Origin of the sequence: Paenibacillus glycanilyticus, assembly GCF_051200795.1 — a bacterium.
Taxonomy (GTDB): Bacteria; Bacillota; Bacilli; order Paenibacillales; family Paenibacillaceae; genus Pristimantibacillus; species Pristimantibacillus glycanilyticus.
Genome location: NZ_CP195155.1, coordinates 4217270 through 4240554, shown reverse-complemented (window position 1 = coordinate 4240554; position 23285 = coordinate 4217270). Strand labels below are relative to the sequence as shown.

The window sequence follows — 23285 nt, the reverse complement described above, 5'->3', positions numbered from 1 at the left end:
TGGCTTGCTCAAGCCTTTCACTCAGATGCGGATGCTTGAGCAAGCCTTTTTTCTGAAGGCGGAGGAGGTAGACGAGAATGAGCAGTATAGCCTTAAATGGCGCCGCAAAGCGAAAGCGGACATGGACGTGGCTGTATTTTTTGCTGCCCTCCGTGGCCATTATGCTTGTGTTTTTTATTTACCCGATTCTGCTGACCGTATTCTATTCCTTTACCAACCTGGCTCTAACCGGGGAAGCGGCCAAGAATCTGAATTTTGTCGGCCTGGATAACTATTCGCGCATGTTCGAGGATCCTACGGTTCGGACGAGTATATGGAATACGCTTGTATTCCTGATTGGTTCGGCCGTTATCGGCCAGCAGGTCTTGGGATTCCTGATTGCGCTGCTGATGAAAAACAAAAACAAATGGTTCCGGAGAATTATCGGCACTATCGTATTGGCAGGCTGGGTTACGCCTGAAATCGTGTGCGCTTTATGCTTGTACAGCTTTTTCGCCGATGAAGGAACGCTTAACGCGATTATAACCTCATTTGGTTTCACCGAAGTTACCTGGCTGTACACGGTACCCATGATCACGATTATTCTCGCGAATATTTGGCATGGGACAGCCTTCTCGATGCTCGTATTCCAGGCCGCCCTCGATGATGTGCCCAGCGAAATCGAAGAGGCTGCCATTGTGGACGGGGCTTCGAAATGGCAGGTGCTGACGAGAGTAACCATTCCGTACATCAAGGACTCCATTACAACTAACGCGATGCTCGTTACGCTGCAGACGTTAGGCGTGTTTGGCCTCATTTACGCGATGACGGGCGGGGGACCGGGTACGTCTACAACCACGCTCCCGATCTTTATGTACAATCAGGCTTTCGTCAATTACCAGCTTGGTTACGGCACGGCTATCTCCTTATTGCTGCTGTTCATCGGCATTATCCTAAGCTTGTTCTATATCCGCTCCATGAAAGAGTAAACGGACAAGGAGAACAATTGTATGAGTGCAAAACAACGCAAATGGATTTTTCAATTGCTGCCCTATACCATATTGACGGTTATTGGGATTTGCTTTCTGCTGCCGCTCCTATGGGTGCTTGTGGCATCCGTAGATGCTAACGCGCTGCAGTCTCTTAAGACGCCTACTCATCTGACGGGGAACAATTATATTGATGTACTCACCAACAAAGAAAATCAGCGTGCCTTTCTGATCGGCCTCCTGATGTCCGGCAGCCAAGCCGTATTGGTCGTTATACTCGGACTTCTGGCGGCTTATCCGTTGTCGCGTTATCAACTTAGATACAAGAAGCCTTTTATGCTGACGATCCTGTTCATGACTTCCTTGCCGATTACTGCCGTAATGGTGCCGGTCTATCAGCTGTTTCTAACCTTGAAGCTGTACAACAATATTTTTGGCGTTATCCTGTTCTTTGTCGCTTCGGCGATGCCTTACGGCATATGGATGCTCAAAAACTTCATGGATTCCGTGCCCTCCGAGCTGGAAGAAGCGGCATGGATCGATGGAGCTTCCGTGTTTGTCGGCATTAGGAAGGTTGTTGCCCCGCTGATGATTCCCGGCATCTGCACGGTTGCGATCTTCACCTTCTCCGGCAGCTGGGGCAATTTCTTTGTGCCGTACATTTTGCTTCAATCGCCGGAGAATTTCCCGGCTTCGCTCAAGATTTATCAATTCTTCGGGCAGTACGGCATGGCGGATTACGGCAAATTAGCCGCTTTTTCCGTTATGTACGCTATACCGTCGGTCGTTCTGTATATCTTATCCCAGCGCTTTATGTCCAAGGGCTTCAGCATGCAGGGCGGTATGAAGGGGTAGTCTCTCGCTGGACGAAGTGATTGACCTGATGAAGAAGGTTTATTAAATGCGGTAGTAATGGCTGCGCGAGTCTTTGTCCGCGCAGCCGTTTTTATCAGCCGTACACATACCAGACTCTTACGGACGCTTTAAACGTTAAGGTTCCGGGTTCAATGGTGGTACCGACATCGCCGGCGGGAACGGAAGCGGCTTTGAACATGACAGGCTCGAATCGGTTTCCCGGCGACTCCATAACCTTGCAAGGAATGGAGGAGAGGGAGACGCCAAGCGTAGCGGCAATCGCAAGCGCCTTCGCTTCGGCATCGCGGACGGCAAGCGTTAATGCCTTTCGCCGTGCTTCGTCCGCATGAGTGGTTTGAAACGTTACGTCGGATACCATATTGGCGCCTTGAGCGACTGCCGCATCAATAACGCGCCCCGCATCCTTCGCTCCGTCTATCGTAATTCGCAGCAGATGTACGGCTCTGTATCCCCGGAAAACTTGCTTTCCGTCTATAAAATCGTATTGCGGCTCAATGGAGTATTGCGCGGTGGAGATAGATTCCCGCGGCACGCCAAGGGCAAGCATGGCTTGAATGATGGCATCTATGTTCTTGGCCTGATCGGTCTGAAGCGTTCCAAGGCTGTCGCTTTCTCCCGAAACCCCAAGAGTGACGATGGTTTCGTCCGGTACGGCTGTTGCCACCCCTTCACCCATAACCTCGATAGTAAAATCACAACAGGTCTGTGCTTGTTCCTTCATGTCGAACGACCTCCGTCTCTAAGCAATCTCTAATACTAATATAGACGGTTATCCATAGGGAGATGTTTCGGATTTTTTTAGATTGGTTTAGAACTAAACAACAATTCCAATTAGAGGAAATAGTTATTTCGGACTATTATTTTCCCAAATATTTCATGCTACAATTCGGAAAGTCATTCCCATTTAAGCGGACACAGCTAGTAGAGCACGATCACGTTTAAAGTGATGGTGCTTTTTTTATTTTACGGGTAAATATTTTGCTTCCAAAAAATTGAAACGTCCATTTGCGATCGTCGTATACAATGAACATCCAACTGAAAGGGGCACGTAAACAGATGCGGGTAGTCCTGTTTGTAAAAGATTCGGAGCGGGGGTTAAAGCTAGTGGATGAACGGGAGTGGGATGCAGCCATGATCGCGACGCTTGAGCATGTTAACTATCTGACCGTTCATGGGGAAGAGTATCAGACACTGGAAGGGAAGCTGAACCTGGACGCCGGGCAGCTGGAGCTTCTGGTTGTAAAGATGAATAACAAATAGACGGAAAGAGGGGATTCGATATGCAAGAAGATAAAACAACGGATTCGTTAAAAACGATCAAAGAAGGGATTCCTCTCAAGGTCCTGTCCACTTCGCTTGGTATCGCTTTGCTGGCGAATCTGGCAGCCGTGCCGGCTCACGCCGGAACAACAAGCTCGGCTGAATCGCCAACCCCAACTCCAACGGTATCCAGCTCGGCATCAGGTCCCAAGCTGGTGGAATGGTCAAGCGAGGCCGTCAAGCGTTACTATGACCCTGCCGTTGACTGGAATCTGCCGCTGCCATCGGATAAAGAGCTGGACAAAGAAGCAGCGCACGAGAGTCCTCAAGTGACGGCCGGCAGCGGTTCCGGCGGGAGTACAACGATTGTTCATCAATCGTCGGGCTTTGGCTGGGATGACCTGATGCTTTATCATCTGCTGTTCAACAACGGCAGTTCGTATTCTTCGCAAACCTGGGCTTCCTCCCATCGTTCCTACTATTACGGCAGCACACGTCCATATGAGCCAAAAAGCTATTCCAACGGGAAATTCCAGAACAAGCCGGTTGTAGGTTCAACGGTATCGCCGCCTAAGACTTCCAATTCCACCGGCTCGGTTACCCGCCGTTCCACCTCGTCTTCGCCTGGCGGCATCGGCGGCAAATCCAGCGGATTCAGCTCTTCTTCAAGCTCCTCCAGCTCTCATTCCAGCTCTATTTCTTCGGGAGGATTTGGAGGATGACGACAACAACGGAGATATTCACTGTCATTGGAGAGCCGGAAACAGACCGGAACCGCAAGGTTGATATTTTGAAGGAAATGGGATTTGCCTGGGCGGATCTGGAGTCGGAGAACTACTGGATTGATCAGGTTGTCGGGATGAACCGGGCTATTTATGAAGAGCTTGAACAAGCTTCAAGGGAGCTTTGGCTCATTCTGGACAAAACCGCTCGTTACATACACGGCAAACATGATTTATACCAGCTGATCGGCATTCCGACCCTATTGTGGGATTTAATAGACTTGTTGCCTATGCCGGAGAAGGGTGTAATGAGCAGGTACGCTAGATTCGATTACGCCGTTTCTCCTGACGGCAGCATCAAGATGCTGGAGCTAAACGCGGATACGCCTACCGGTTATGTGGAAGCGTCTATCGCAACGCCGTGGTTGTGCGAGCTGGCCGGGATCCGGAGCGTTAACGGCAGAATGAAGGAGTTAGTCGCATCCGCCTGGGCAATTGAGAAGCCCGATACGGTTGCTTGCGTCGCGTACGGCTCGCACTTGGAAGATTCCGGGACGATAGAAGCCTTAGCCAAGCATAGCGGCCTAAACGTTCAATTAGAGGATTGCTTAGACCTATGGGTGGACGACGGCATTTTAAAAAACGGTCAAGGAAAACCGATCCATCGAATGTTCGCTCTTTATCCGAAGGAATGGATGGCGCATGACGACGGCGGAGAAGCATTGGCTTATGCGGTAGAAAAAGGTTACTTGCACCTGTTCAATTCCGTCCATAGCATCCTGCTTCAATCGAAAGGTCTGCAAGCCGCGGCATGGGGATTATATGAGCTGGATGTTCTATTCGATAAACAAGAACGCGAAACGATCGGGCGGTATATGCTGCCAACTTACAACAAGCCTGTGTTTAATGGGGATTTTGTATCCAAATCAATGTTTGGGCGCGAAGGCGGTTCGGTCAAGATATTCGATCAGTCGGGCGAACTGGAGATGGAGGATCAAGAGGCGTTTGATACCAGCGAATTATTTCCCGTCGTGTATCAGAAAAGAACCGGGCTGTCCCGCATACGCACCGCGGCCGGAGAGCTGCACCTTTTGGTTGGCATGTTTATGATCAACGGAGAGACGGCTGGACTTCTTGGACGTGCCGGGGGACCTATTACCGGCAATTCAAGTCATTTTATCCCGATTGGAGTGTTGGAACCCGATGAAGAAATTAACGATAATCGCTAGTACGCTGCTGTTTTGCTTCATTCTTAGCTCATGCACGAATAATCCGGATTACGTGTATAGCACCAGCACCAGTAATTATTCGTCTTCCCAAGATACGGCCGTTGCTTCCGCAACCCAAGTTAATCCGGTAAGGAATGTGCCATGGGATTACCGGGTCGTACAAGAGGAGGTTGGCGACCTTGTCGGGAGCGATATGACGATCATTCCGGACAATACGCTCCTTCCTAATGACGGCAACTATGCAACGGGAGATAAGGTATGGATTCTTCAATACATGGATGCGATGTTAACGACGGACAATGATAGACGCAGCCAGATCAAGCTGTCTTCCTGGAGTACGTTGAAATCTTTTAAGGATGAGAAGAGCGCCTTGGCAGACCTCGGCAATTTAAAGGAATCGATTCAAACCGAAGTTGATTTGATTGGCGTATACAAGACGGAGAACGCCGGTAAAACACGCGAGTTTGCCGTTATCACGCTGCCGTCGGGCAATGTCGTCAAGCAGCCGATCAGCGATGAGAAGTATGCGTCTCTCAAGTCGAAGTCGAAGGTTAAAGTAACGATCGAGCAGGTGCATCTGTACGATGACTACGATCAGGTGTATTCGAAATTCCGGGGGTGGGCGCAATGACCGTTGTAATCAATCTTGTTGTCAGCGTGGTCGTCATTATTATTTTGCAACTGGCAGGGATGCTGTTCTTTAGCTTGATGACGCCGTTTAACGATCTGGAGGAATTAAAGAAAGGAAATATGGCCGTAGGACTCGCGTTTGGCGGGAAATTTTTGTCCACGGCACTCATCATAGGCGTTGCGGCTTATACGAATACGTCCATTTGGAACATGATGCTGTGGTTCCTGGTGGGATACTTTATTCTTGTGGCTTCTTATTGGATTTTCGAGCTGGTAACGCCGGGTATTAGAATCTCAGAGCATTTGCAGAAGGGGAATATCGCTATTGGAGCGCTTCTGTGTTTCGTTTTTATAGGAACAAGCTTTGCTGTCAGCAGCTTAATCATTTAGTTAACGGGGAAGCCGATATTGAATCGGCTTCCTTTTTTTGTAACTATTTTATTATAATAAACGTCAATAACCATGTAATCCTGAAAAAGAGGAGCATGATCAATGAGAAAAATTTGGACAATTCTCATCATGGTTGCCATCATAAGCTTAGCAGGCTGTTCCTCTAACAAAGGCGATGTAGCCGGAGACGAATTGTACATCCCTGAAGGGTATGAAGAAAAGCTGAAAGCGCTAGATCTAACCGAGGTTGCCGCGCTGCCCTATTTCTCGAGTCCGTTTATTACGGTAGCCGAAGATCAAAGCGGCCAGCAATATGCGGTGCTTTTTGATAAGTCGGGGGAAGTCAGGCAAGAAAGGCTGTCGTTAAAATACCGATGAGATTATCGATTCGCTGCAGCGTAAGGGATACAAGATTGATCAAGCGCCAAATAAGCTAAATCTTCATCTGTTTGAGATCAACCATAATCTTTATTGGAGCTACAGCGACGGCGAAGCTTCCGTTTATTTAGATGGGAAGGGGAACGAAGCGGACCCTTTTAAGAAAGAAGAAACAAACTAACGGTTTATAATGAAAGCGGAATACCATCTACACGCAGAATTGGCGTATAGATGGTATTTTCTTTTCTATTTCATTTCTCCAGGTCACAATTTTTACCTTAGAAGTCACTGGCGTGGTAGTCCGGGACGGGAGGAGATTTCTACAATGGCTTATGGAGTTAGCCTACAAGGGAGGAGGAAGCGTTCGTTAACGGTTCAGACCCTAAACTAATGGAGGTATTCTCATGCCCGGAAAAACAAGAAGGCTGTTTATTTACGTACTCACCCTGGCTTTATTAGTTCTTCAGTTCCCTTATTCCGCGGTTGTATCCGCAGCATCCGCAACCTACGAAGCGGAATCGGCAGCCCGCTCCGGCGGCGTGGTTGTTGCGACCGACCATACAGGCTATGCCGGTTCCGGCTTTGTTGGAGGATATACGGATGTGAATAAAGGCAATGCAGCAACCGCTTTTGCAGTAAGTGCAAGTGCGGCAGGCAGCTACACCACAGCGTTAAGATATTCCAACGGAACAGGCTCGGCGAGAACATTAAGCTTGTACGTTAACGGCACGAAGCTGAAGCAAATCTCGCTTCCGGCAACGGCGGACTGGAACAGCTGGTCCACTCAAACCGAGACCGTATCCTTGAATTCGGGCAGCAATACGATCACGTATAAATTCGATACCGCTGATTCCGGCAATGTGAATTTGGACAATATCGTCGTCAGTGATACTTCCTCTGGCACAACGCCATCAGGAACGAACTTGGCACTGAACAAGCCGATTGCATCGAACAATAATTACACCGGGTTCGCGGCAACCAATGCCGTGGACGGAAACCCTTCCACGTATTACGAAGGCGCGGCTAATTCGTATCCAAACACCCTTACAGTTGATCTTGGAAGCGCGCAAAGCATAAACTCCGTTGTCCTTAAGCTTCCGGCAGCCTGGGGAACGAGAACACAGACTTTATCTATTGCGGCAAGCGCCGATAATAATACCTTTAATACCGTGGCGTCTTCCAATACGTACACGTTTAACCCGTCTTCCGGCAATATGGTAACGCTTTCCTTTGCGGCGGCGTCAGCCAGATATGTCCGAGTAAACGTTACTGCGAATTCCGGTTCTACAGGCGGGCAGCTCTCCGAGCTTGAGGTATATGGAAGCGGAGGGACCGTAACGCCGCCAACTTCTCCGGCGGGAACCTATGAAGCAGAGGCAGCCGTATTGTCCGGCGGTGCATCCGTTGCAACGGATCACGCGGGTTACAGTGGGACCGGCTTTGTTGGAGGATTTATTGACACCAATAAAGGCAATGCTTCCGCAACCTTTAATGTAAACGTGGCAGCGGCAGGCAGCTATACGGTTACGTTAAAATATGCAAACGGTTCAACGGCAGCGCAAACGCTTAGTCTCTATGCGAACGGAACAAAAGCATTGCAAACTTCCCTTCCGGCAACCGCAAACTGGGATTCCTGGAGCACAAAAGCCGATACGGTCACGTTAAATGCCGGCAACAACACCATCATGTACAAGTACGATACAACCGACACCGGCAATGTGAATATCGACAAAATCGATGTAGCGATTGTAGAGACGCCTCCGGTAACTCCTCCGCCATCCGGAACTTATGGAGCAACAATGCCTTATGATACGTACGAAGCGGAGTCGGTGACGTATACGGGAACGGTTATTGGGCCGAATACGACCTTTGGCAGTCTTGCTTCGGAAGCTTCCGGCCGGAAAGCCGTACAGCTTGCAGCTGCTGGCCAATACGTGCAGTTTACATTAGCGAAGGCTGCAAAAGGCGTAACGATCCGTTACTCCATTCCCGATAACGCGGCAGGAACCGGCATTGACTCGGCCATCAGCATGTACATTGGAGGCACATTATTCAAAGATATCAATCTGACTTCCAAATACAGCTGGAACTACGGGGCTTGGGGAACGGAAGGCGGGGAGATCCGCTGGTCGAATAACCCAAATGCCACGCCAACAACGCCGCATCATCTGTATGACGAAGTATCGGTTGTGCTGGATCAGGAGTACCCGGCAGGTACGATTATCAAGCTGCAGCGGAATGCATCGAACCTGAACTTCAGCTCCACGGCCAATGTGACTATCGATCTGATCGAAACGGAAGCCATTCCGGCTGCGCTGACGATGCCTTCCAATTACGTATCCATCACCAGTTACGGCGCCGTGGCCAATGACGGTGCCGATGATACAACAGCCTTCAACAATGCCATCAATGCGGTGAAAAACTCCGGCGGAGCCTATAAAGGCGTATGGATTCCCGCGGGTACTTTTAACTTGAATAACGGGAATAAAGGCGCGGGTTATGACGGCAGCGGTACGAGGCTGTATCTCGACAGCGGCGTCTCGATGAAAGGCGCTGGCATCTGGTATTCGACTTTGTCCGGCAACTATGCGGGGCTGTATCTGCGCGGGGGCAACGTCACGATCTCCGACTTCAAAATCAGCGCGAACGATCTCATCCGCGATGATTACAACGGCGTATCCGGCGTGGAAGGCAACGGAACGAATTCCACTCTGACGAATCTATGGATTGAGCATGCGAAGGTGGGCTTCTGGCTGACCAACCAGACGAATAACGCAACAATCTCGAATTCCAGAATCCGTGATGTATGGGCGGACGGACTGAATCTTCATTACGGGACATCCAATACAACGGTGACGAATAACTCGGTCCGCAACAGCGGTGATGACGGACTGGCGATGTGGTCCGATACTTATTTGGATACGAACAATACGTTCAGCTACAATACGGTTCAAATTCCTACTCTCGCGAACAACATTGCTATTTACGGCGGCAAAGACAACAAGGTGATCGGCAATCTGCTGACCGATACGGTAGTTAACGGTTCTGGCATTTCGTTTGGAACCAATTTTAATCCTCCTTCGATGACGGGAACGCTGACTGTGCAAGATAACGTACTGATTCGGACGGGTTCCTATCATAAAGATTACGGCTATCAAATCGGTGCAATCTGGGCGTATTGGCTGAATAATACGGGCAAAGCCCAAAATCTGACGGTTGCCGTATCCGGCAATACCATTCAGGACAGCATCTACAGCGGTATTTTTATTGAAGAACCGGCTCCAAGCATTTCGGTCACGTATGCTTCGAACACGATTTCCAATTCAGGAACTTACGGGGTGTATATTCGTGGAACCGCAACCGGCAGCTCCGTCTTTAACAATAATACGGTAAACGGCGCGCCATCCGGCAAGTTTTCCAATACCTCAAGCAGCTTTACCGTAACGGGCTCCGGAAATAACTGGTGATCCATAGGCAGGAACAGAACAACCCGGCTGGCTTAGCTGGGTTGTTTCTTTTTCCCTTTATATTCCATTATAAAATATTGAAACCATTTTCATAGCTTTACGTATTGTTCACAAGTTTATCTTTAATAAGCATGCTTACGAAATATGAATTATCATAGGAGGCTATTTATGCCCGGCATCAGGATTGTTACCGATTCCACAACGGATTTACCCAAGGAACTGCTCGACCAGCATGAAGTGGAGGTCATTCCTCTGTCGGTGTATGTTGACGGGGAGACGTACGAAGATAACGTAACGATTTTTCCGCTTGATTTTATTCAAAAAATGAAAATGGCCTCCGAGCTCCCGAAAACCTCGCAGCCTGCCGTTGGCGTATTTCTCGATACGTACGACCGGCTCGGCAAGAATGGCGACACGATTATTTCCATTCATATGACAAGCGGTCTAAGCGGTACCTTTGCGTCGGCCAGCGCCGCTGCCGAGATGTCCGCAAGCCATGTTATCGTTATTGACTCTCAAATGATCTCCCAAGCGCTTGGGTTTCAAGTCATCGAAGCGGCTAAGCTTGCTAGAGAAGGACACACGGTCCAGCAAATCATAACGAGATTAAAGAGTATGTTAGAAAACACATCATTATTAGTTGTTGTAGACACATTGGAAAATCTGGTAAAAGGCGGCCGTATCGGCAAAGCAAAGGGCTGGATCAGCTCGGTGCTCAGCATTAAGCCGATTGCGATGCTGCAGGAAGGCGTCTATACGCCGATTACCAAGGTTCGGACTTCATCCCAGATTATTAAGAGCTTAATGGAACGTTTCAAGAGCGATACCGAAGGCAAAGAGATAACCGAGATCGGAATCTCGCATGCCGATAATCTTTCCTTAGCCGAGCGGCTTCGGGAAGAGATTAGCCGGATTACGGCAACGCCAGTCCGTATTCGCCCGGCAACTCCGGTTATTACGACTCATACCGGCCCCGGGGCTATAGGCTTCATGTATTGCGCGGAGTGAGCAAGAGGCTGTCTCTAATGAATAGAGGCAGCTTTTTTTGACGAATTTTGTTGATTTTTCGCGAATATTTGATATCATATTGACGAGTTTTATGGGGGGAGTCGATTGGATTGATCCGTATTTCTTCGTTAATAGAGAAGGGGTTCGAATATCATGCATTGCCTCAGGGCCTGCAGATGCTGGACAATACTTTGGTTATGCAGCTGGAAGGCTTGGAAGAGAGCATCAGCGCAAGGCTTAGCTTCAGCTTTCAGAGCCGTGAATGGACGATTGATCAAGTGACAGAGACGGATACGCCAACAGAGTGGACTGCGGCAAGGCTAACCGAAGAGATAAAGCGGATTTTTGAATATCGGCCGGAGCTCCTTGAAGCGGGTAAGCTGCTAATTGCGCGTATCGATGAAATAAATCAGATGGACGATGACGAATTCGAAGCGGTGCTAGAGCGCGGCGAAATGAAGGAGTTCATGCTGTAAAGAGGTAACCGGTCTCTATGGGGCCGGTTATTTTATTTTTTTCCGGAGCAGGAAAAGGAGAACTGGCGGTTAATGACTATAAGATAGGCTTTATCATCTTGAATGACTGGAGAGTGCAGGTTGTGGCAAAAGAGAAAAATTGGGCGGGCAATTACACGTATAATGCCTTGGAATATCTCTATCCCGAGAATGTGGAACAAGTGCAGGAGATTGTTGTGCGAAACGGCAAGCTGAGAGTGCTGGGTTCGAGACATTCCTTTAACGGAATCGCGGATTCGCATGCAAGCCTGGTATCGCTTCAGAAGATGAATCGCGTACTTGAATTGGATAAGGTAAATAACCGCGTAAAAGTAGAAGGCGGCATTCGTTACGGGGACCTGGGCGAATATTTGCATCAGGAAGGTTACGCGCTCCATAATCTGGCTTCTCTGCCTCATATTACGATAGCGGGCGCTATCGCAACGTCAACTCATGGCTCCGGTGACCGGAACGGTAACCTGGCAACGGCTGTTTATGCCCTTGAAATCGTAAAAGCGGACGGAACAATCGCCGTATTTACCCGGGATGACGAGGACGGGAAGTTTCATGGAGCCGTCGTTGGCTTAGGAGCTTTAGGCGTTGTAACAGCTATTACGCTAGACATTCAGCCATCTTTTGAGATTAGTCAATATGTCTATGATCTTCTTCCGCTGGCGCAGGTTGAGAATAACTTTGATGCCATTTACTCCAGTGCCTATAGCGTTAGTCTATTTACGGATTGGAAAGGCTCTTCTATTAATCAAGTGTGGCAAAAGAGACTGGTTCAAGAGGGCTCGGCTGGGGATGTGCAAGCGGAATTTTACGGGGCCAGCCTCGCGGAAGCGAAGCGCCATCCGGTACCGGAGCAAACGGCTGAAAACTGCAGCGAGCAGTTTGGCGTGCCGGGCCCATGGCATGAACGCCTGCCGCATTTCCGCATGGATTTCACGCCAAGCGCCGGCGAAGAGCTGCAAACGGAATATTTTGTGGCCCGCGAGCATGCCTATGAAGCAATTTGCGCAATCAGCGAGCTTGGCGAGCAGATCTCCCCGCTGCTGTTTATATCCGAGATTCGTACCATTGCTGCCGATCGGTTATGGTTAAGTCCAAGCTATAAGCAGGACACCGTGGGCTTCCATTTTACCTGGAAACCGGACTGGGAAGCCGTCAAGCAGGTGCTGCCGCTTATCGAAGCCAAGCTGGAGAAGTTTAACGCAAGACCGCATTGGGGCAAAGTGTTCACGATGCCTGCGGAGCGAATCCAATCGCTGTTTGAGAAGCTGCCGGAATTCCGTGAGTTGATGCTGGAATGCGACCCGGATGGAAAATTCCGGAACGATTTCATAAATGAATACGTTATGGCGAAGTAATTTGTTTTGGGAAAGGGATAGCCGCGGCTATCCCTTTTTTGCTTCCGCCATCACAGGACAATAAAAACACTTACTCCCGCCTTCGCGCTTATCGTACATACAGCAAGCTGAACGAATCATCGTTTTTGACCAGGCAAATAAGGGTTGTCCCTGTATCTTGGCGTATGTTGAAAAGGGTTCTTTCTACGGTTGAAGACGGAGCCGGGCAAGCTGCATAGAGTCAAGAAGTCATCCCTATATCTTTGCAATACCTCTCCTTCGAACATCGAGTCCGCATATTCCATGGTAAAAGCTCCTGAAGAGCCATACTGGTTCCAGATCAAATCCGTTCTAACGCCTGCCGCGGCGGCAGTTGCTTCAATAATCGGATTTATCTCTTCCTGAAAGTATTTCTTCCATTCCTCAATGATTGCTTCCTCACGTCCAACCTGAGGCAACTCCGCCCATCTCACCTCTCCGAGCTTAAACACAAACTGTACACGGCCATCCGGGGTTTTCTCATATTGGACATTTAAATGATGGAGTGATAAATCCAGCACACGGTTATATTTCGAAAGGACCATATGCTTGACGGCTATCAGTCCATAGATGCCCATTCCAAGAAAGGATGCGGCTAGCTCAGGGCCGGTTGCCTTTTCTTCTGTGCCGTATCTCGTCAATAAGTCCGCCATCTGATTCCTATCAAGCAATTCTGTTGCGGCCGTAGAATAGAGCGGGGCTTCCGACCCGGCGGTTGAAATACGGAAAAACGTTTCAGCGATTGTAAGATCCATTGCATCTCCTCCTGCTATATTGCGATTAACAATTGAATTGTATAACATGGATGCAATAGTTAAGGTTGTGTTGAGAAACCTCTTAGAATCAATGGAGTGCAAGATGCAATACATTGAAGTGCAGCTTTAAGGTTTTAGTTGAATCTTGATGAGGTGAGGGTGAGGATCATGCCGTTTAAGCCTTCGGAAATAGCTAACAGGCTCGGTATCAGCACAAATGCCCTTCGTCATTATGAAGAGTGGGGGATTATTCCTCCTGTTGAACGGGCGTCTAATGGATATCGGATTTATACAGAAGAGCATGTCGTTTATTTTGAGTGTATCCGGGCAATGCGTATTGGCTTTGGCATGGAAACAACCGTTAAAGTGACGAAGCTGCTTCTCGAGCGGGAATGGGATAAAGCAATGTGGACGGTGAATGAGAGTCAGGCCGAATTGAATCAAAAGAAGAAAATGGCGGAGCAAACGGTACAAGTTCTGGAGACAGCGGGGCTGAATAATATTGAAATCCGGCCCTCCAAAAAGAACTGGACCATTGGCGAAGTATCCAGCGAAACCTCCATTCCAGCTTCTGCGATCCGTCACTGGGAGAAGGCTGGGCTAATTCAGCTAACCCGAGATGAAGGAAGCGGATATCGCATTTTTCATTCCGCAGAGGTCCGCAAGATTAGGATTATCGGTACATTGCGGGCTGCGAATTTACCGCTTGAAGTCATCCGCCAAGTCATTCAGGAGCTTGACCATGACCATACGGAGCATGCACTCCGTATAGCACGGGAATCCCTCGAATACTTGAATACAACCATTCGCGAACAGCTGCGAGGGATCTATTATTTGTACCGTTTGCTGGATGATAAAGGCAGAAATGAGCGTGGCGTAAGGGAGAAATGAGTTGCTTTTTATGGGAAATATAGGGAGAATGAAGAGATTAAGAGAAAGAGAGAGGCGAATCTACTTTGGAATCAAGATTTCTCCAGGCAAGAACCGAAGAAATGAAGTACCATGAGAAGTTTTATGCGGAGCATGAGTTGTTTGCTCCCGGAACTTGGATCTCTAAACCTGTAAAAGCCATTATGGACACTTTCGTCTTGCTGGATCCGAATCAGATGCGAGTATTGGACCTTGGCAGCGGTGTTGGACGAAATGCGATTCCCATTGCGCAAGCGATCAAAGCGAGTAACGGAAAGGTGACGGCCGTTGATCTCCTTCCTTCTGCTGTCGAGATTTTACGGGATAACGCGGAAAAATACGAGGTTCAAAATAATCTTGAAGCCGTAATTGCAGATATTGAGCATTACCGGATTCCGGCGCAATCCTATGACTATATTATTGCTTGCTCTTCGTTAGAGCATGTTTCCTCGGTAGATGCTTTTCGAACCGTCATTGACCGCATGATAGAAGGAACAAGATCCCGCGGCATTCATGCAATCTTAATGAGTACGCAGACCGAAGAGCTCGATCATAGTACCGGCGTAGTGGCGGAAGGATTAATAGAATTAAATCTGTCGACAGACGATGCTTTTCATCTCTTGAGAGAATGTTATAACGGTTGGGAGATTGTGTTGGAGCGGGTTATTCCCCAGGCCGTTCAGGAAATCAAATACGGGAAGTCCATCGAATACCGGGGAAATTGGCTTACTTTTATCGTTCGTCGTACAAGCTGAGGGGAGGAAAAACGTATGGTGATGCCGACTCATATTGTGGCTGTTGGCGGTATAGTGGCGAATGAGCGCGGAGATGTCCTGCTTGTGAAAACCCAGCATGACGGATGGGTGTTTCCCGGCGGTCAGGTGGAAGTCGGGGAGAATCTGACCGATGCTCTTAAGCGTGAAATAGAGGAAGAAAGCGGGATCACATGCGTGGTCTTGCAAATGATCGGCGTATATTCGAATACTTGCATGTACAAATGGCATGATGGCGTAACCGATGTGCCGACCAAGCTGATGCTGGATTTTATATGCCGCCCGGCAGGAGGTTCTTTGCGAACTTCCGAAGAAACCTCGGAGGTACGCTGGGTACGGAAGGAGGAGGTGCTTGACTTGATCCATTCCCCGGCGATTCGGACCAGGTATCAGGTTTATTTGGATTTTAACGGTACGGTCACTTATATGGATTACGTTACGAAACCCGACTTCGTCATTAATCTGGAAAGGAATGTCTAGCCTTATGGATTGTTTAGGCTGCCGCATTGCTAACGGATTGGAACCAGATCTACATATCGTTTACGAAAATGAGTATGCGACCTGCGTGCTGGACATTGCGCCGTTTAACGAAGGGCATCTCTTAATTTTGCCTAAGCAGCATTATCTTGATGTAGATGAACTTGATTCGGAGACAGCTCAAGCCATTATGGCGGCTTCTCAGAAGCTGTCCGTCGCCTTGAAGGAAGTCTTTCGTCCGGACGGGATTAGCATCTGCCAGAATGGCGGTATCTTCAACGATCTGACGCATTATCATATGCACCTAATCCCTAGATACAAGGGAGACGGCTTCTTCTGGAGCGAGCCGCAAACTCCCCATGGCGCGGAATTGCGACTGCGTGAGACCAGAGCTCGTATCATATCGGGGCTTAAGGATACGCCTCAGCGTTAAGGTCGGCCCAAATGTGCCGACTCCTAGCCGGAGCAGCCCGGGTCTGCTCCGGTTTTATGTAACGTTCAGGTTGAAAAAGTCTCTGTACTTCGTGACATTCTGTCTAATGTAAACGGTAATATTCCCCCCTATACTAGACATAGATGTAAGAGTGACGGGGTTGAATTCTATGCGCTTAAAAAAGGTTACGGCATGGTACTGCTAGGATTCAGGAGAGGAGTGTATAGAGATGTCAACGAACCAGGATGATTTGGATCTGATTGCCAAGGACCGTCAATATGTATGGCATGCCATGACGCCTTATAACGAGCAGGCACCTCCGATGGTCGTTAAGGAAGGACAAGGCTCGTGGATTACGGATAGCCGGGGTAACCGGTATTTGGACGGGATGTCCGGTCTCTGGTGCGTGAATGTGGGGTACGGCCGCGAGGAGCTGGCGCGCGCAGCTTATGAACAGCTCAAAGCCATGTCCTACTATCCTCTGACGCAAAGCCACGAACCGGCGATCCGCTTGGCGGAAAAGCTGAATGAATGGCTGGAGGATGATTATGTCATCTTCTATTCGAACAGCGGGTCGGACGCGAATGAAGTAGCCTTCAAGATAGCAAGGCAATATCATGAGCAATCCGGTGCCCCAAGCCGGTACAAGTTTATTTCCCGATACCGGGCATACCATGGCAATTCGATGGGGGCTCTAGCCGCAACCGGGCAAGCCCAGCGCAAATATAAGTATGAACCGCTTGCCGGAGGTTTCCTTCATGTTCGTCCGCCGGACAGCTACCGGCGTCCGGAAGGGATAACGGTCGAGCAGTTTAATTTGCAATGCGCCCAGGCAATTGAAGAGACGATTATATGGGAAGGGCAGGAGACGATCGCGGCAGTCATTATGGAACCTGCGATTACCGGCGGGGGAGTCCTTGTGCCTGAGCCTATCTATCTCGAGAAGGTCAGGGACATCTGCACGAAGTACGGCGTTCTGCTCATTATCGACGAAGTGATTTGCGGCTTTGGCCGTTCGGGCCGCAAGTTTGGCCATATGAATTACGGCATCAAGCCGGATATCGTTACGATGGCGAAAGGATTAACCAGCGGGTATCTGCCATTGTCGGCGACGGCAGTACGCAAAGACATTTACGAATCCTTCAAAGGGAAAGACATGTACAGCCATTTCCGTCATCTGAATACGTTTGGCGGCGCGCCGGCAGCCTGTGCTCTTGCCCTGGCAAATCTCGAGATTCTGGAGCGGGAACAGCTGGTGGAACGGTCGGCAACGCTTGGCGAACGGCTTATCGAGGGCTTATCTGAGTTGAAAGAGCATCCGATAGTCGGAGATATCCGCAGCTTTGGCTTTCTGATGGGCATTGAGCTAGTCAGCGATAAACAGACGAAGGAGCCTTATCCGCTCTCTGGCGTGGTCCGGATCATAGGGGAGTGTAAAGCGAAAGGACTTATAATAGGTAAAAACGGCGATACCGTCGCAGGCTACAATAATGTGCTTACGATCAGTCCGCCGTTGTCTTCTACGGATGAGGATGTGGCATTTATCATTCAGACGTTAAGGGATGTGTTCAAACGTATATAATAGAAGAAAAACAAAAAAAGCCTGATTCCTATCAAGCTTCCGTGTTTGCTCTATGGTCGGGACGACACGATTTGAACATGCGACCCCCTGGTCCCAAACCAGGTGCTCTACCAAGCTGAGCTACGTCCCGGAAAAGAATGGTGCCGGCGATAGGAGTCGAACCCACGACCTACTGATTACAAGTCAGTTGCTCTACCAACTGAGCTACACCGGCATATTGTTTGTGTCGGGCACAAAACGTATTATGCCACAGCTTGTACGGATTATGCAAGACTTTTTTTGAGAGGATTTTCTAGAGCTTCTTAGCCTTGAAATGAACAACGGCGCTGTATAGCATTTTACCCGTATTGGCGTTAAATGCAGCATGATGCTGAACATGATGAACCTGCAGAAGAAGCGCTTTATTGTTCTCGATCTGCTGCTCGATCTTCAGCTCCAGCGTGCGCAGATCGCTAGCTTCAAAAAATTCTACTTTATCGTCAATCAGATCCAACCGGAATTCCATCGTCTATTACTCCCGTCTCTGTCTTTATTTGAATTCTATTATAACTTCTTCGAAGAGCGATTCAAAGAGAGATGAGGCTAAAGTCGCAGTGTTGGGAATTGAGCCATTTTTTGTTTACAAATAGGTATATATATCCTAAACTAGTCCTTGTGTCGAAAATAGCGTAATTAAACTGAAAAAGGCAAACTTGCCGAAAGGCAAGGACGCAAAGTTATGGGCCTAATGCTGCATAGAAGCGATGGCTGCCAGACCGCCGGACGCAGGACATAGTGCCTTAAACAGCTATCCGCCCGTCCATGGCCGGATAGCTTATTTTCTTTTTTCAGTGACAGCGAGGAGAGACGACGAGGATGAAGGAATGGGTTAAGAAGGCATTGCAATGGCTAGGTGCAAGAAAACAGCTTGTGGAGGGCAGAAGAAAGATCGGTGTGCGGCTGCTTCTGCTGACCAGTATCATCACTTTGTTTAACGTAGGGGCAGGCGCGTTTATCTACACGCAAAATCTGTCGGTATCCCATGCCGTCAAAAATGCGAATACGTTGACTAGCGCGCAGCGCGAATACGAAGGGATCTCTAATTCGCTGCTTCAAACGCTTCTGATGATGATCAACTCGATCGAGAACAACAATAACAGCCAGAATGCGGAGGTTGTCGATCCGAAGGAACGTTTGGCCGATATGCCGGGACAAATCGAGCATTTGAAGACAACATTCGAGAAGCTGGACAAGATGTTCCCTGCGGCAGAGGAGCAGCAGACCTACATTGGTCAGGCGAACATCTACGAGATTGCCTACAATGACTTGAAGAGCTCGAATGTTACCCAGTTTGAAAATGTAACGGCCGAGATGAAATCGGCGCTAGTGCTTAGGCTCGTCAATATTTATCTGAATGAGCTGGAGTTCGCCAATCAGAACGTCAACGCCCGGATTACCGTAGATGCGGCGCATACGGATGAGGTTCTCTCGAAAAGCGTGGATACGGCGAATATGATCATCCTGATTAACGTACTTATTCTGGCCGTCATTCCGTTCCTGTTCACGATTGGTTTGATCAGAAGCATCCGATCTGGTCTTCAAGGCATTATGGGACGTATTCAAGCCTATCAGCATAATGATTTTACATATAACCTAACGCTTGACCGCAAAGACGAGTTTGGCGATATCGACCGTTCGCTAGCATCCATGGGCGATAATTTGAAAGCAACCATCAAAGCCACGTTAGGCGTAAGCCAGACCGTTCTCCAGATGTCGAACCAGATGGGCGATATGATCGCCCGCAACCGTACGGCATCCGAGCAGGTGAAAGGGCAGATCGATCTGGGAACAACCGTTTTGCTTTCCCAATATGACGATGCGACTTCGATCTCGGCGGTAACGGAGCAGATCTCTGCAAGCTCGCAGGAAATTGCGGCGTCGAGCGATTATATCAACAAAGACATGCAGCAGATGCGAGACGATTCCCATACCGGCTCGGTGGATATGGAAGGCGTTGTCCAGATGGTTAACCAGACGGTTGAGCAATTCAACCAGGTAACGGAAGCTTTTAACCGCATTACCGAACGCTACAGCAACGTATCGAAGTTTCTGGAAAGTATCCAGGATGTCAACACGCAGACGAATCTGCTGTCGCTGAATGCATCGATTGAGTCCGCGCGGGCAGGGGAGCATGGACGTGGCTTCGCAGTTGTAGCCGAGGAGATCCGCAAGCTGTCGGGTCAGACCGATCAGATCTCCAAAAACATATCGAAAGAAATGTACCTGATCCAAGAGGATGTAGCGGCAAGCAGCAAGAGCATGGGCGCCTTCGCCGAGGTGATCTTCTCCACTAAGCAGGCCTCCACGGCGGCAAGCGACGTGTTCAAAGGACTGGAGAAGCAGAGCCATACGTTGTCCGAGCAAGTCAGCGAGATTTCGACGGCCATCAATGAAATTACAACCGGCATCACGCATATCGTGACCGCGGTGGACAAGCTTTTGCATACCTCCTCCGAGGTAAATGGCAAGATGGAGCAGATGGGGCATTTGTCCGTCGAGCAGAACAGCATTTCGGACAATCTGCAAGGGATGGCGCAAAATCTGCAGCAATCCTCGTATGAGCTCAAAGAAAAAGCGGCAATCTTTAAAGTTTAATTCCAATCCTATAGGCAAAGACAAAGGCTGTTCTCCTTCCGGGGAGGACAGCCTTTGTCGTTTTTCAAGGTCTTGTATCGGCTTGCGCATACTGGAACCGGTGAATGCCATAGTCACGGAGGGAGGATTGTTGAATAGCTTCTCTAAGCGGATGAAGATTCGGGGTGAAGCGGAGCTCGATGCCAAGCTCTACCAAGAGACCAAGCAGATCGGGAAGCGGCTTTACCGCAAGGGGGACTAAGGTTTCCTTGGATATGTAGTAACCGGCGTATTCGTCGAATAGCTCGAAGGATTCCGGAGACAGCTCGTATCGGTACAAGGTTGTTTGCTTTATCCGTTCATGCCAGCCGGTCTCAACGGTAATAACAATGTTTGCGGCTGTCGTGCCGAAAAATCTTTGTTCCTCTTCGGGGGTTAATCCTTCCGATCTCGTGTAGACGATCCGGGGACAATCCCTCGGGAAGAAAAACGTGAATTGATGCTCCTCGTCAATCGCCCAGACAACGGGCGGCATATCGGTCCGGTTGGCTTTTACCCTGGGAACAAAGACGTCAATAACGCTTTCCTCGCTGAAATGAAACAGCCTCATCCTCGTAACCTCCAATCAAAGCGGTTGTTAGTGCTTATCTATTCTAGGACAGTCTCCTTAGGCTAACAACTATTTTTCGTAAAAAAATGGATATTTTCGTTTTAACCTCTTTACATCACTAATGATCTAGTGTACTATTCAACTATAACACTAATACAAAAGGGAGAGGCGCTATGACAACGGCAAAAATTACGAATCCGTCTATCGTGCTTCAATTGGACGGTTTAACGAAGAAGATCGGCAGCAAAGCGATTGTAGACGGATTATCCTTTGATATCGCAAAGGGAGAGGTTGTTGGATTGCTTGGTCCAAACGGGGCAGGCAAAACAACAACGATGCGGATGATTGTGGGCTTAATCGGAATGTCGGAAGGGGATGTGCGGATTTGCGGGCAAAGCGTCCGGACGAACTTCGAGAAGGCGATTAGGCATGTCGGAGGAATTATCGAGAACCCCGAGTTCTACCCGTATATGACGGGCTACGACAACTTGAAGCAATACCAGAGGATGACGGAGGGGGTAACCAACGACCGGATTGAGGAAGTTACGAAGCTGGTCGGCATGCAGGAGGCGCTCGGCAAAAAGGTAAAAGCCTATTCGCTTGGCATGCGCCAGCGACTTGGCATCGCGCAAGCGCTGCTCCATGAGCCTAAGCTGCTCATTCTCGATGAGCCGACAAACGGTCTCGATCCCGCGGGAATCAAGGAGATGCGCGAATATTTGAAGCGGATAGCGGAGTCCGAAGGCATTGCGATTCTGGTCTCCAGCCATTTGCTCAGCGAGATTGAGCTCATGTGCAGCCGCGTTATCGTCATTCAGGAGGGCAGGTTTGTAACGGCTCGTTCCATCGGAGAGACGGAATCGCCGAAGCAGAAGGTGCTCACCATCTCCATGCAGGTAGGAAACGCGCGGCAAGCGCAAGAAGTGATCGGCCAGATCGAAGGGGTTGAGGTAACGCAAGCCGACTCCTTCACGAACCGGATTACCATCAAGCTGCTGCATGACCAAATTCCGGGTATTGTCGCGAAGCTTGCGGCCGAAGGCGTTGCGATCTACCGGATTGAGGAAGTACGCGCAACCTTGGAAGAAGAGTTTATGAAGCTGACGGGGGGTAACCGCATTGCGTAATTTTTCGGGATTGTTAATTAACGAGTGGCTTAAGCTCAGTAAAAAGAAGTCGTTCTTCGTCGCTTACGCCATTCTCGCTGCCGTTTTCGCGATTTTAGCGTTTGCTTTCTATAAATTGTCTCCTGACGGCCTGAATTCAACGGTTGATTTCGCGACCGGCACGATTATGCTGCAAGCCGCAGGCCAGCTTGTTCCGGTTCTTGCCGTTCTTGCCGCGGCAGGCAGCGTAACGCAGGAATACCGCTACGGCACCATTAAGTTTCTCCTGATCCGGGCGCAAAGCCGTCACAAAATTTTAGCATCCAAATATATCGTCTCCGTGCTTTACGCGCTGACGTTAGTCGTAACCGCAGCCGTGTTTGCCGTTGTTGCCGGTTATATCGTATACGGCGGCGGAGCGGGAGAATCGACATGGACGGATTTTCTTGGCAATATAGCGAGCCTGGCCGTTTACTCCATCGTGTTCGTCACGCTGACCTTTATGATTGGCATTCTGACAAAATCAAACGGTGCGGCAATCGGCATCGGTATTTTCTCCATGATGGTCGGCAGTCTTCTGGTTATGCTGCTGTCCCGTTATTCGATTACGAAGTATTTGCTGTTCGCCAATACGGACCTGTCGGTCTACCGCAGCGACGCAGTGCCGGTTGAGGGGATGACGCTAGCCTTTTCCATTGTTATACTGCTTGTATATATGGCGCTGTTCCTATCCGTCAGCTTCGCCGTTTTCAAGAAGCGCGACATCGCTTAAGCGAGGCGTTTGGGGCCGACAGATGGAAAGGAGAATCTTGACCCGTGACAATTGTATTTGACAACAATATGCCGATTTATATTCAGATTATGAACTATGTGAAGAAGCAGATTATTACCGGCAGATTAAATCCCGGGGATAAAATCGAATCGGTGCGGGATATGGCCCTTGAGCTGCAGATTAACCCCAATACGATTCAACGTACGTTCCAGGAGCTGGAGCGGGAAGGTATTGTAGAGACAAGACGAGGACTTGGCCGATTTGTGACGAGTAGGGAGTCGACGATTATGCAAATCAAGAAAGAGATGGCGGGCGAGCTGCTCGAACGCTTTGTGCAGGGAATGAGGGAGCTTGGCTTCGAGAAGGACGACATCGTGGCCATCGTGAAGGATGCCGTAAAAGACGGCAAAGCGGAGAGTCGTACCGACAGGAGTGAATAAGAGAC

General features: G+C 49.2%; 25 protein-coding genes, 2 tRNA genes and 1 riboswitch. Of the genes, 21 read left to right on the top strand and 6 right to left on the bottom strand.

The features are described from left to right. Positions 1-77 precede the first annotated feature (77 nt). Both ACR9FF_RS19455 and ACR9FF_RS19450 read left to right on the top strand, forming a co-directional pair. Complete coding sequence (locus ACR9FF_RS19455) at positions 78-968, top strand: carbohydrate ABC transporter permease (RefSeq protein ID WP_127497545.1); 891 nt, start codon at positions 78-80, stop codon at positions 966-968. A gap of 21 nt (positions 969-989) precedes the next feature. Next, the gene (locus ACR9FF_RS19450) at positions 990-1823 is read left to right on the top strand and encodes a carbohydrate ABC transporter permease (protein WP_127497543.1); all 834 of its coding nucleotides are present in this window, start codon (positions 990-992) and stop codon (positions 1821-1823) included. Between the two features lie 94 nt (positions 1824-1917). On the opposite strand, the gene ACR9FF_RS19445 is transcribed toward ACR9FF_RS19450, so the two are convergent. Then, positions 1918-2565, bottom strand: a complete 648-nt coding sequence (locus tag ACR9FF_RS19445; RefSeq protein WP_435163859.1) for an SIMPL domain-containing protein — start codon at positions 2563-2565, stop codon at positions 1918-1920. A gap of 335 nt (positions 2566-2900) precedes the next feature. Between ACR9FF_RS19445 and ACR9FF_RS19440 the strand changes: the two genes are divergently transcribed. The 10 genes from ACR9FF_RS19440 (at position 2901) to ACR9FF_RS19395 (ending at position 12792) form a co-directional block, all read left to right on the top strand. After that, positions 2901-3104 carry a hypothetical protein gene (locus ACR9FF_RS19440; protein ID WP_244935753.1) on the top strand — a complete coding sequence of 68 codons (204 nt, stop codon included), beginning with the start codon at positions 2901-2903 and terminating at the stop codon, positions 3102-3104. A gap of 20 nt (positions 3105-3124) precedes the next feature. Further along, positions 3125-3826, top strand: coding sequence for a hypothetical protein (locus tag ACR9FF_RS19435; RefSeq protein ID WP_435163856.1), 702 nt, complete (start codon positions 3125-3127; stop codon positions 3824-3826). Next, positions 3823-5055: a glutathionylspermidine synthase family protein gene (locus ACR9FF_RS19430; protein WP_435163853.1), complete on the top strand. Its 1233-nt coding sequence runs from the start codon at positions 3823-3825 to the stop codon at positions 5053-5055. Before ACR9FF_RS19435 ends, ACR9FF_RS19430 begins: the two co-directional genes overlap by 4 nt. Then, the gene (locus ACR9FF_RS19425) at positions 5030-5686 is read left to right on the top strand and encodes a hypothetical protein (RefSeq protein WP_127499343.1); all 657 of its coding nucleotides are present in this window, start codon (positions 5030-5032) and stop codon (positions 5684-5686) included. The genes ACR9FF_RS19430 and ACR9FF_RS19425 overlap by 26 nt, the downstream gene beginning before the upstream one ends. Then, a complete protein-coding gene (locus ACR9FF_RS19420; protein ID WP_127499341.1) occupies positions 5683-6075 on the top strand; it encodes a DUF350 domain-containing protein in 393 nt (130 codons plus the stop codon). Before ACR9FF_RS19425 ends, ACR9FF_RS19420 begins: the two co-directional genes overlap by 4 nt. A 102-nt stretch (positions 6076-6177) precedes the next feature. Further along, on the top strand, positions 6178-6453 hold the full coding sequence (locus ACR9FF_RS19415; RefSeq protein WP_435163850.1) for a hypothetical protein: 276 nt from the start codon (positions 6178-6180) through the stop codon (positions 6451-6453). A gap of 404 nt (positions 6454-6857) precedes the next feature. After that, positions 6858-9920 (top strand): galactose-binding domain-containing protein, encoded by a 3063-nt coding sequence (locus ACR9FF_RS19410; protein ID WP_127499337.1) that lies wholly within the window; start codon positions 6858-6860, stop codon positions 9918-9920. Positions 9921-10088: 168 nt separating this feature from the next. Continuing rightward, entirely contained in the window at positions 10089-10928 is an 840-nt protein-coding gene (locus ACR9FF_RS19405) for a DegV family protein (protein ID WP_127499335.1), read from the top strand. A 110-nt stretch (positions 10929-11038) separates the two neighbouring features. Next, positions 11039-11404, top strand: a complete 366-nt coding sequence (locus ACR9FF_RS19400; protein ID WP_435163845.1) for a hypothetical protein — start codon at positions 11039-11041, stop codon at positions 11402-11404. Positions 11405-11421: 17 nt separating this feature from the next. Continuing rightward, a complete protein-coding gene (locus tag ACR9FF_RS19395) occupies positions 11422-12792 on the top strand; it encodes an FAD-binding protein (protein ID WP_435163842.1) in 1371 nt (456 codons plus the stop codon). Between the two features lie 116 nt (positions 12793-12908). Here ACR9FF_RS19395 and ACR9FF_RS19390 read toward each other — a convergent pair whose 3' ends face one another. Continuing rightward, complete coding sequence (locus ACR9FF_RS19390) at positions 12909-13565, bottom strand: hypothetical protein (RefSeq protein ID WP_435163839.1); 657 nt, start codon at positions 13563-13565, stop codon at positions 12909-12911. Positions 13566-13733: 168 nt separating this feature from the next. Here ACR9FF_RS19390 and ACR9FF_RS19385 point away from each other — a divergent pair, with 168 nt between their 5' ends. The 5 genes from ACR9FF_RS19385 (at position 13734) to ACR9FF_RS19365 (ending at position 17739) form a co-directional block, all read left to right on the top strand. Then, on the top strand, positions 13734-14456 hold the full coding sequence (locus tag ACR9FF_RS19385) for a MerR family transcriptional regulator (protein WP_435163836.1): 723 nt from the start codon (positions 13734-13736) through the stop codon (positions 14454-14456). Positions 14457-14521: 65 nt separating this feature from the next. Continuing rightward, positions 14522-15229 (top strand): class I SAM-dependent methyltransferase, encoded by a 708-nt coding sequence (locus tag ACR9FF_RS19380; RefSeq protein WP_201001530.1) that lies wholly within the window; start codon positions 14522-14524, stop codon positions 15227-15229. A gap of 15 nt (positions 15230-15244) precedes the next feature. Next, positions 15245-15727: an NUDIX hydrolase gene (locus ACR9FF_RS19375; RefSeq protein ID WP_435163832.1), complete on the top strand. Its 483-nt coding sequence runs from the start codon at positions 15245-15247 to the stop codon at positions 15725-15727. Between the two features lie 4 nt (positions 15728-15731). Beyond that, entirely contained in the window at positions 15732-16157 is a 426-nt protein-coding gene (locus ACR9FF_RS19370) for an HIT family protein (protein ID WP_435163829.1), read from the top strand. A gap of 229 nt (positions 16158-16386) precedes the next feature. Then, complete coding sequence (locus ACR9FF_RS19365; protein WP_435163826.1) at positions 16387-17739, top strand: aspartate aminotransferase family protein; 1353 nt, start codon at positions 16387-16389, stop codon at positions 17737-17739. 53 nt (positions 17740-17792) lie between these two features. Here ACR9FF_RS19365 and ACR9FF_RS19360 read toward each other — a convergent pair. The 3 genes from ACR9FF_RS19360 to ACR9FF_RS19350 form a co-directional block, all read right to left on the bottom strand. Further along, positions 17793-17869, bottom strand: a tRNA-Pro gene (locus tag ACR9FF_RS19360). An 8-nt stretch (positions 17870-17877) separates the two neighbouring features. Next, positions 17878-17953 (bottom strand) — tRNA-Thr (locus tag ACR9FF_RS19355). 78 nt (positions 17954-18031) lie between these two features. Beyond that, on the bottom strand, positions 18032-18244 hold the full coding sequence (locus ACR9FF_RS19350; protein ID WP_127498574.1) for a YrzA family protein: 213 nt from the start codon (positions 18242-18244) through the stop codon (positions 18032-18034). Positions 18245-18414: 170 nt separating this feature from the next. Next, a riboswitch (cyclic di-GMP riboswitch) is annotated at positions 18415-18502 on the top strand. 92 nt (positions 18503-18594) lie between these two features. Here ACR9FF_RS19350 and ACR9FF_RS19345 point away from each other — a divergent pair. Continuing rightward, positions 18595-20373, top strand: coding sequence for a methyl-accepting chemotaxis protein (locus ACR9FF_RS19345; protein ID WP_127498572.1), 1779 nt, complete (start codon positions 18595-18597; stop codon positions 20371-20373). 64 nt (positions 20374-20437) lie between these two features. Here ACR9FF_RS19345 and ACR9FF_RS19340 read toward each other — a convergent pair whose 3' ends face one another. Further along, complete coding sequence (locus tag ACR9FF_RS19340; protein ID WP_435163823.1) at positions 20438-20962, bottom strand: DUF6886 family protein; 525 nt, start codon at positions 20960-20962, stop codon at positions 20438-20440. Between the two features lie 173 nt (positions 20963-21135). Between ACR9FF_RS19340 and ACR9FF_RS19335 the strand changes: the two genes are divergently transcribed. The 3 genes from ACR9FF_RS19335 to ACR9FF_RS19325 are packed head-to-tail and all read left to right on the top strand — an operon-like array spanning position 21136 to position 23280. Continuing rightward, positions 21136-22089 (top strand): ATP-binding cassette domain-containing protein, encoded by a 954-nt coding sequence (locus ACR9FF_RS19335; protein ID WP_435163820.1) that lies wholly within the window; start codon positions 21136-21138, stop codon positions 22087-22089. Further along, positions 22082-22840 carry a DUF2705 family protein gene (locus ACR9FF_RS19330; protein WP_435163817.1) on the top strand — a complete coding sequence of 253 codons (759 nt, stop codon included), beginning with the start codon at positions 22082-22084 and terminating at the stop codon, positions 22838-22840. Before ACR9FF_RS19335 ends, ACR9FF_RS19330 begins: the two co-directional genes overlap by 8 nt. Positions 22841-22884: 44 nt before the next feature. After that, entirely contained in the window at positions 22885-23280 is a 396-nt protein-coding gene (locus ACR9FF_RS19325; RefSeq protein WP_127498563.1) for a GntR family transcriptional regulator, read from the top strand. The last annotated feature ends 5 nt before the right edge of the window (positions 23281-23285 follow it).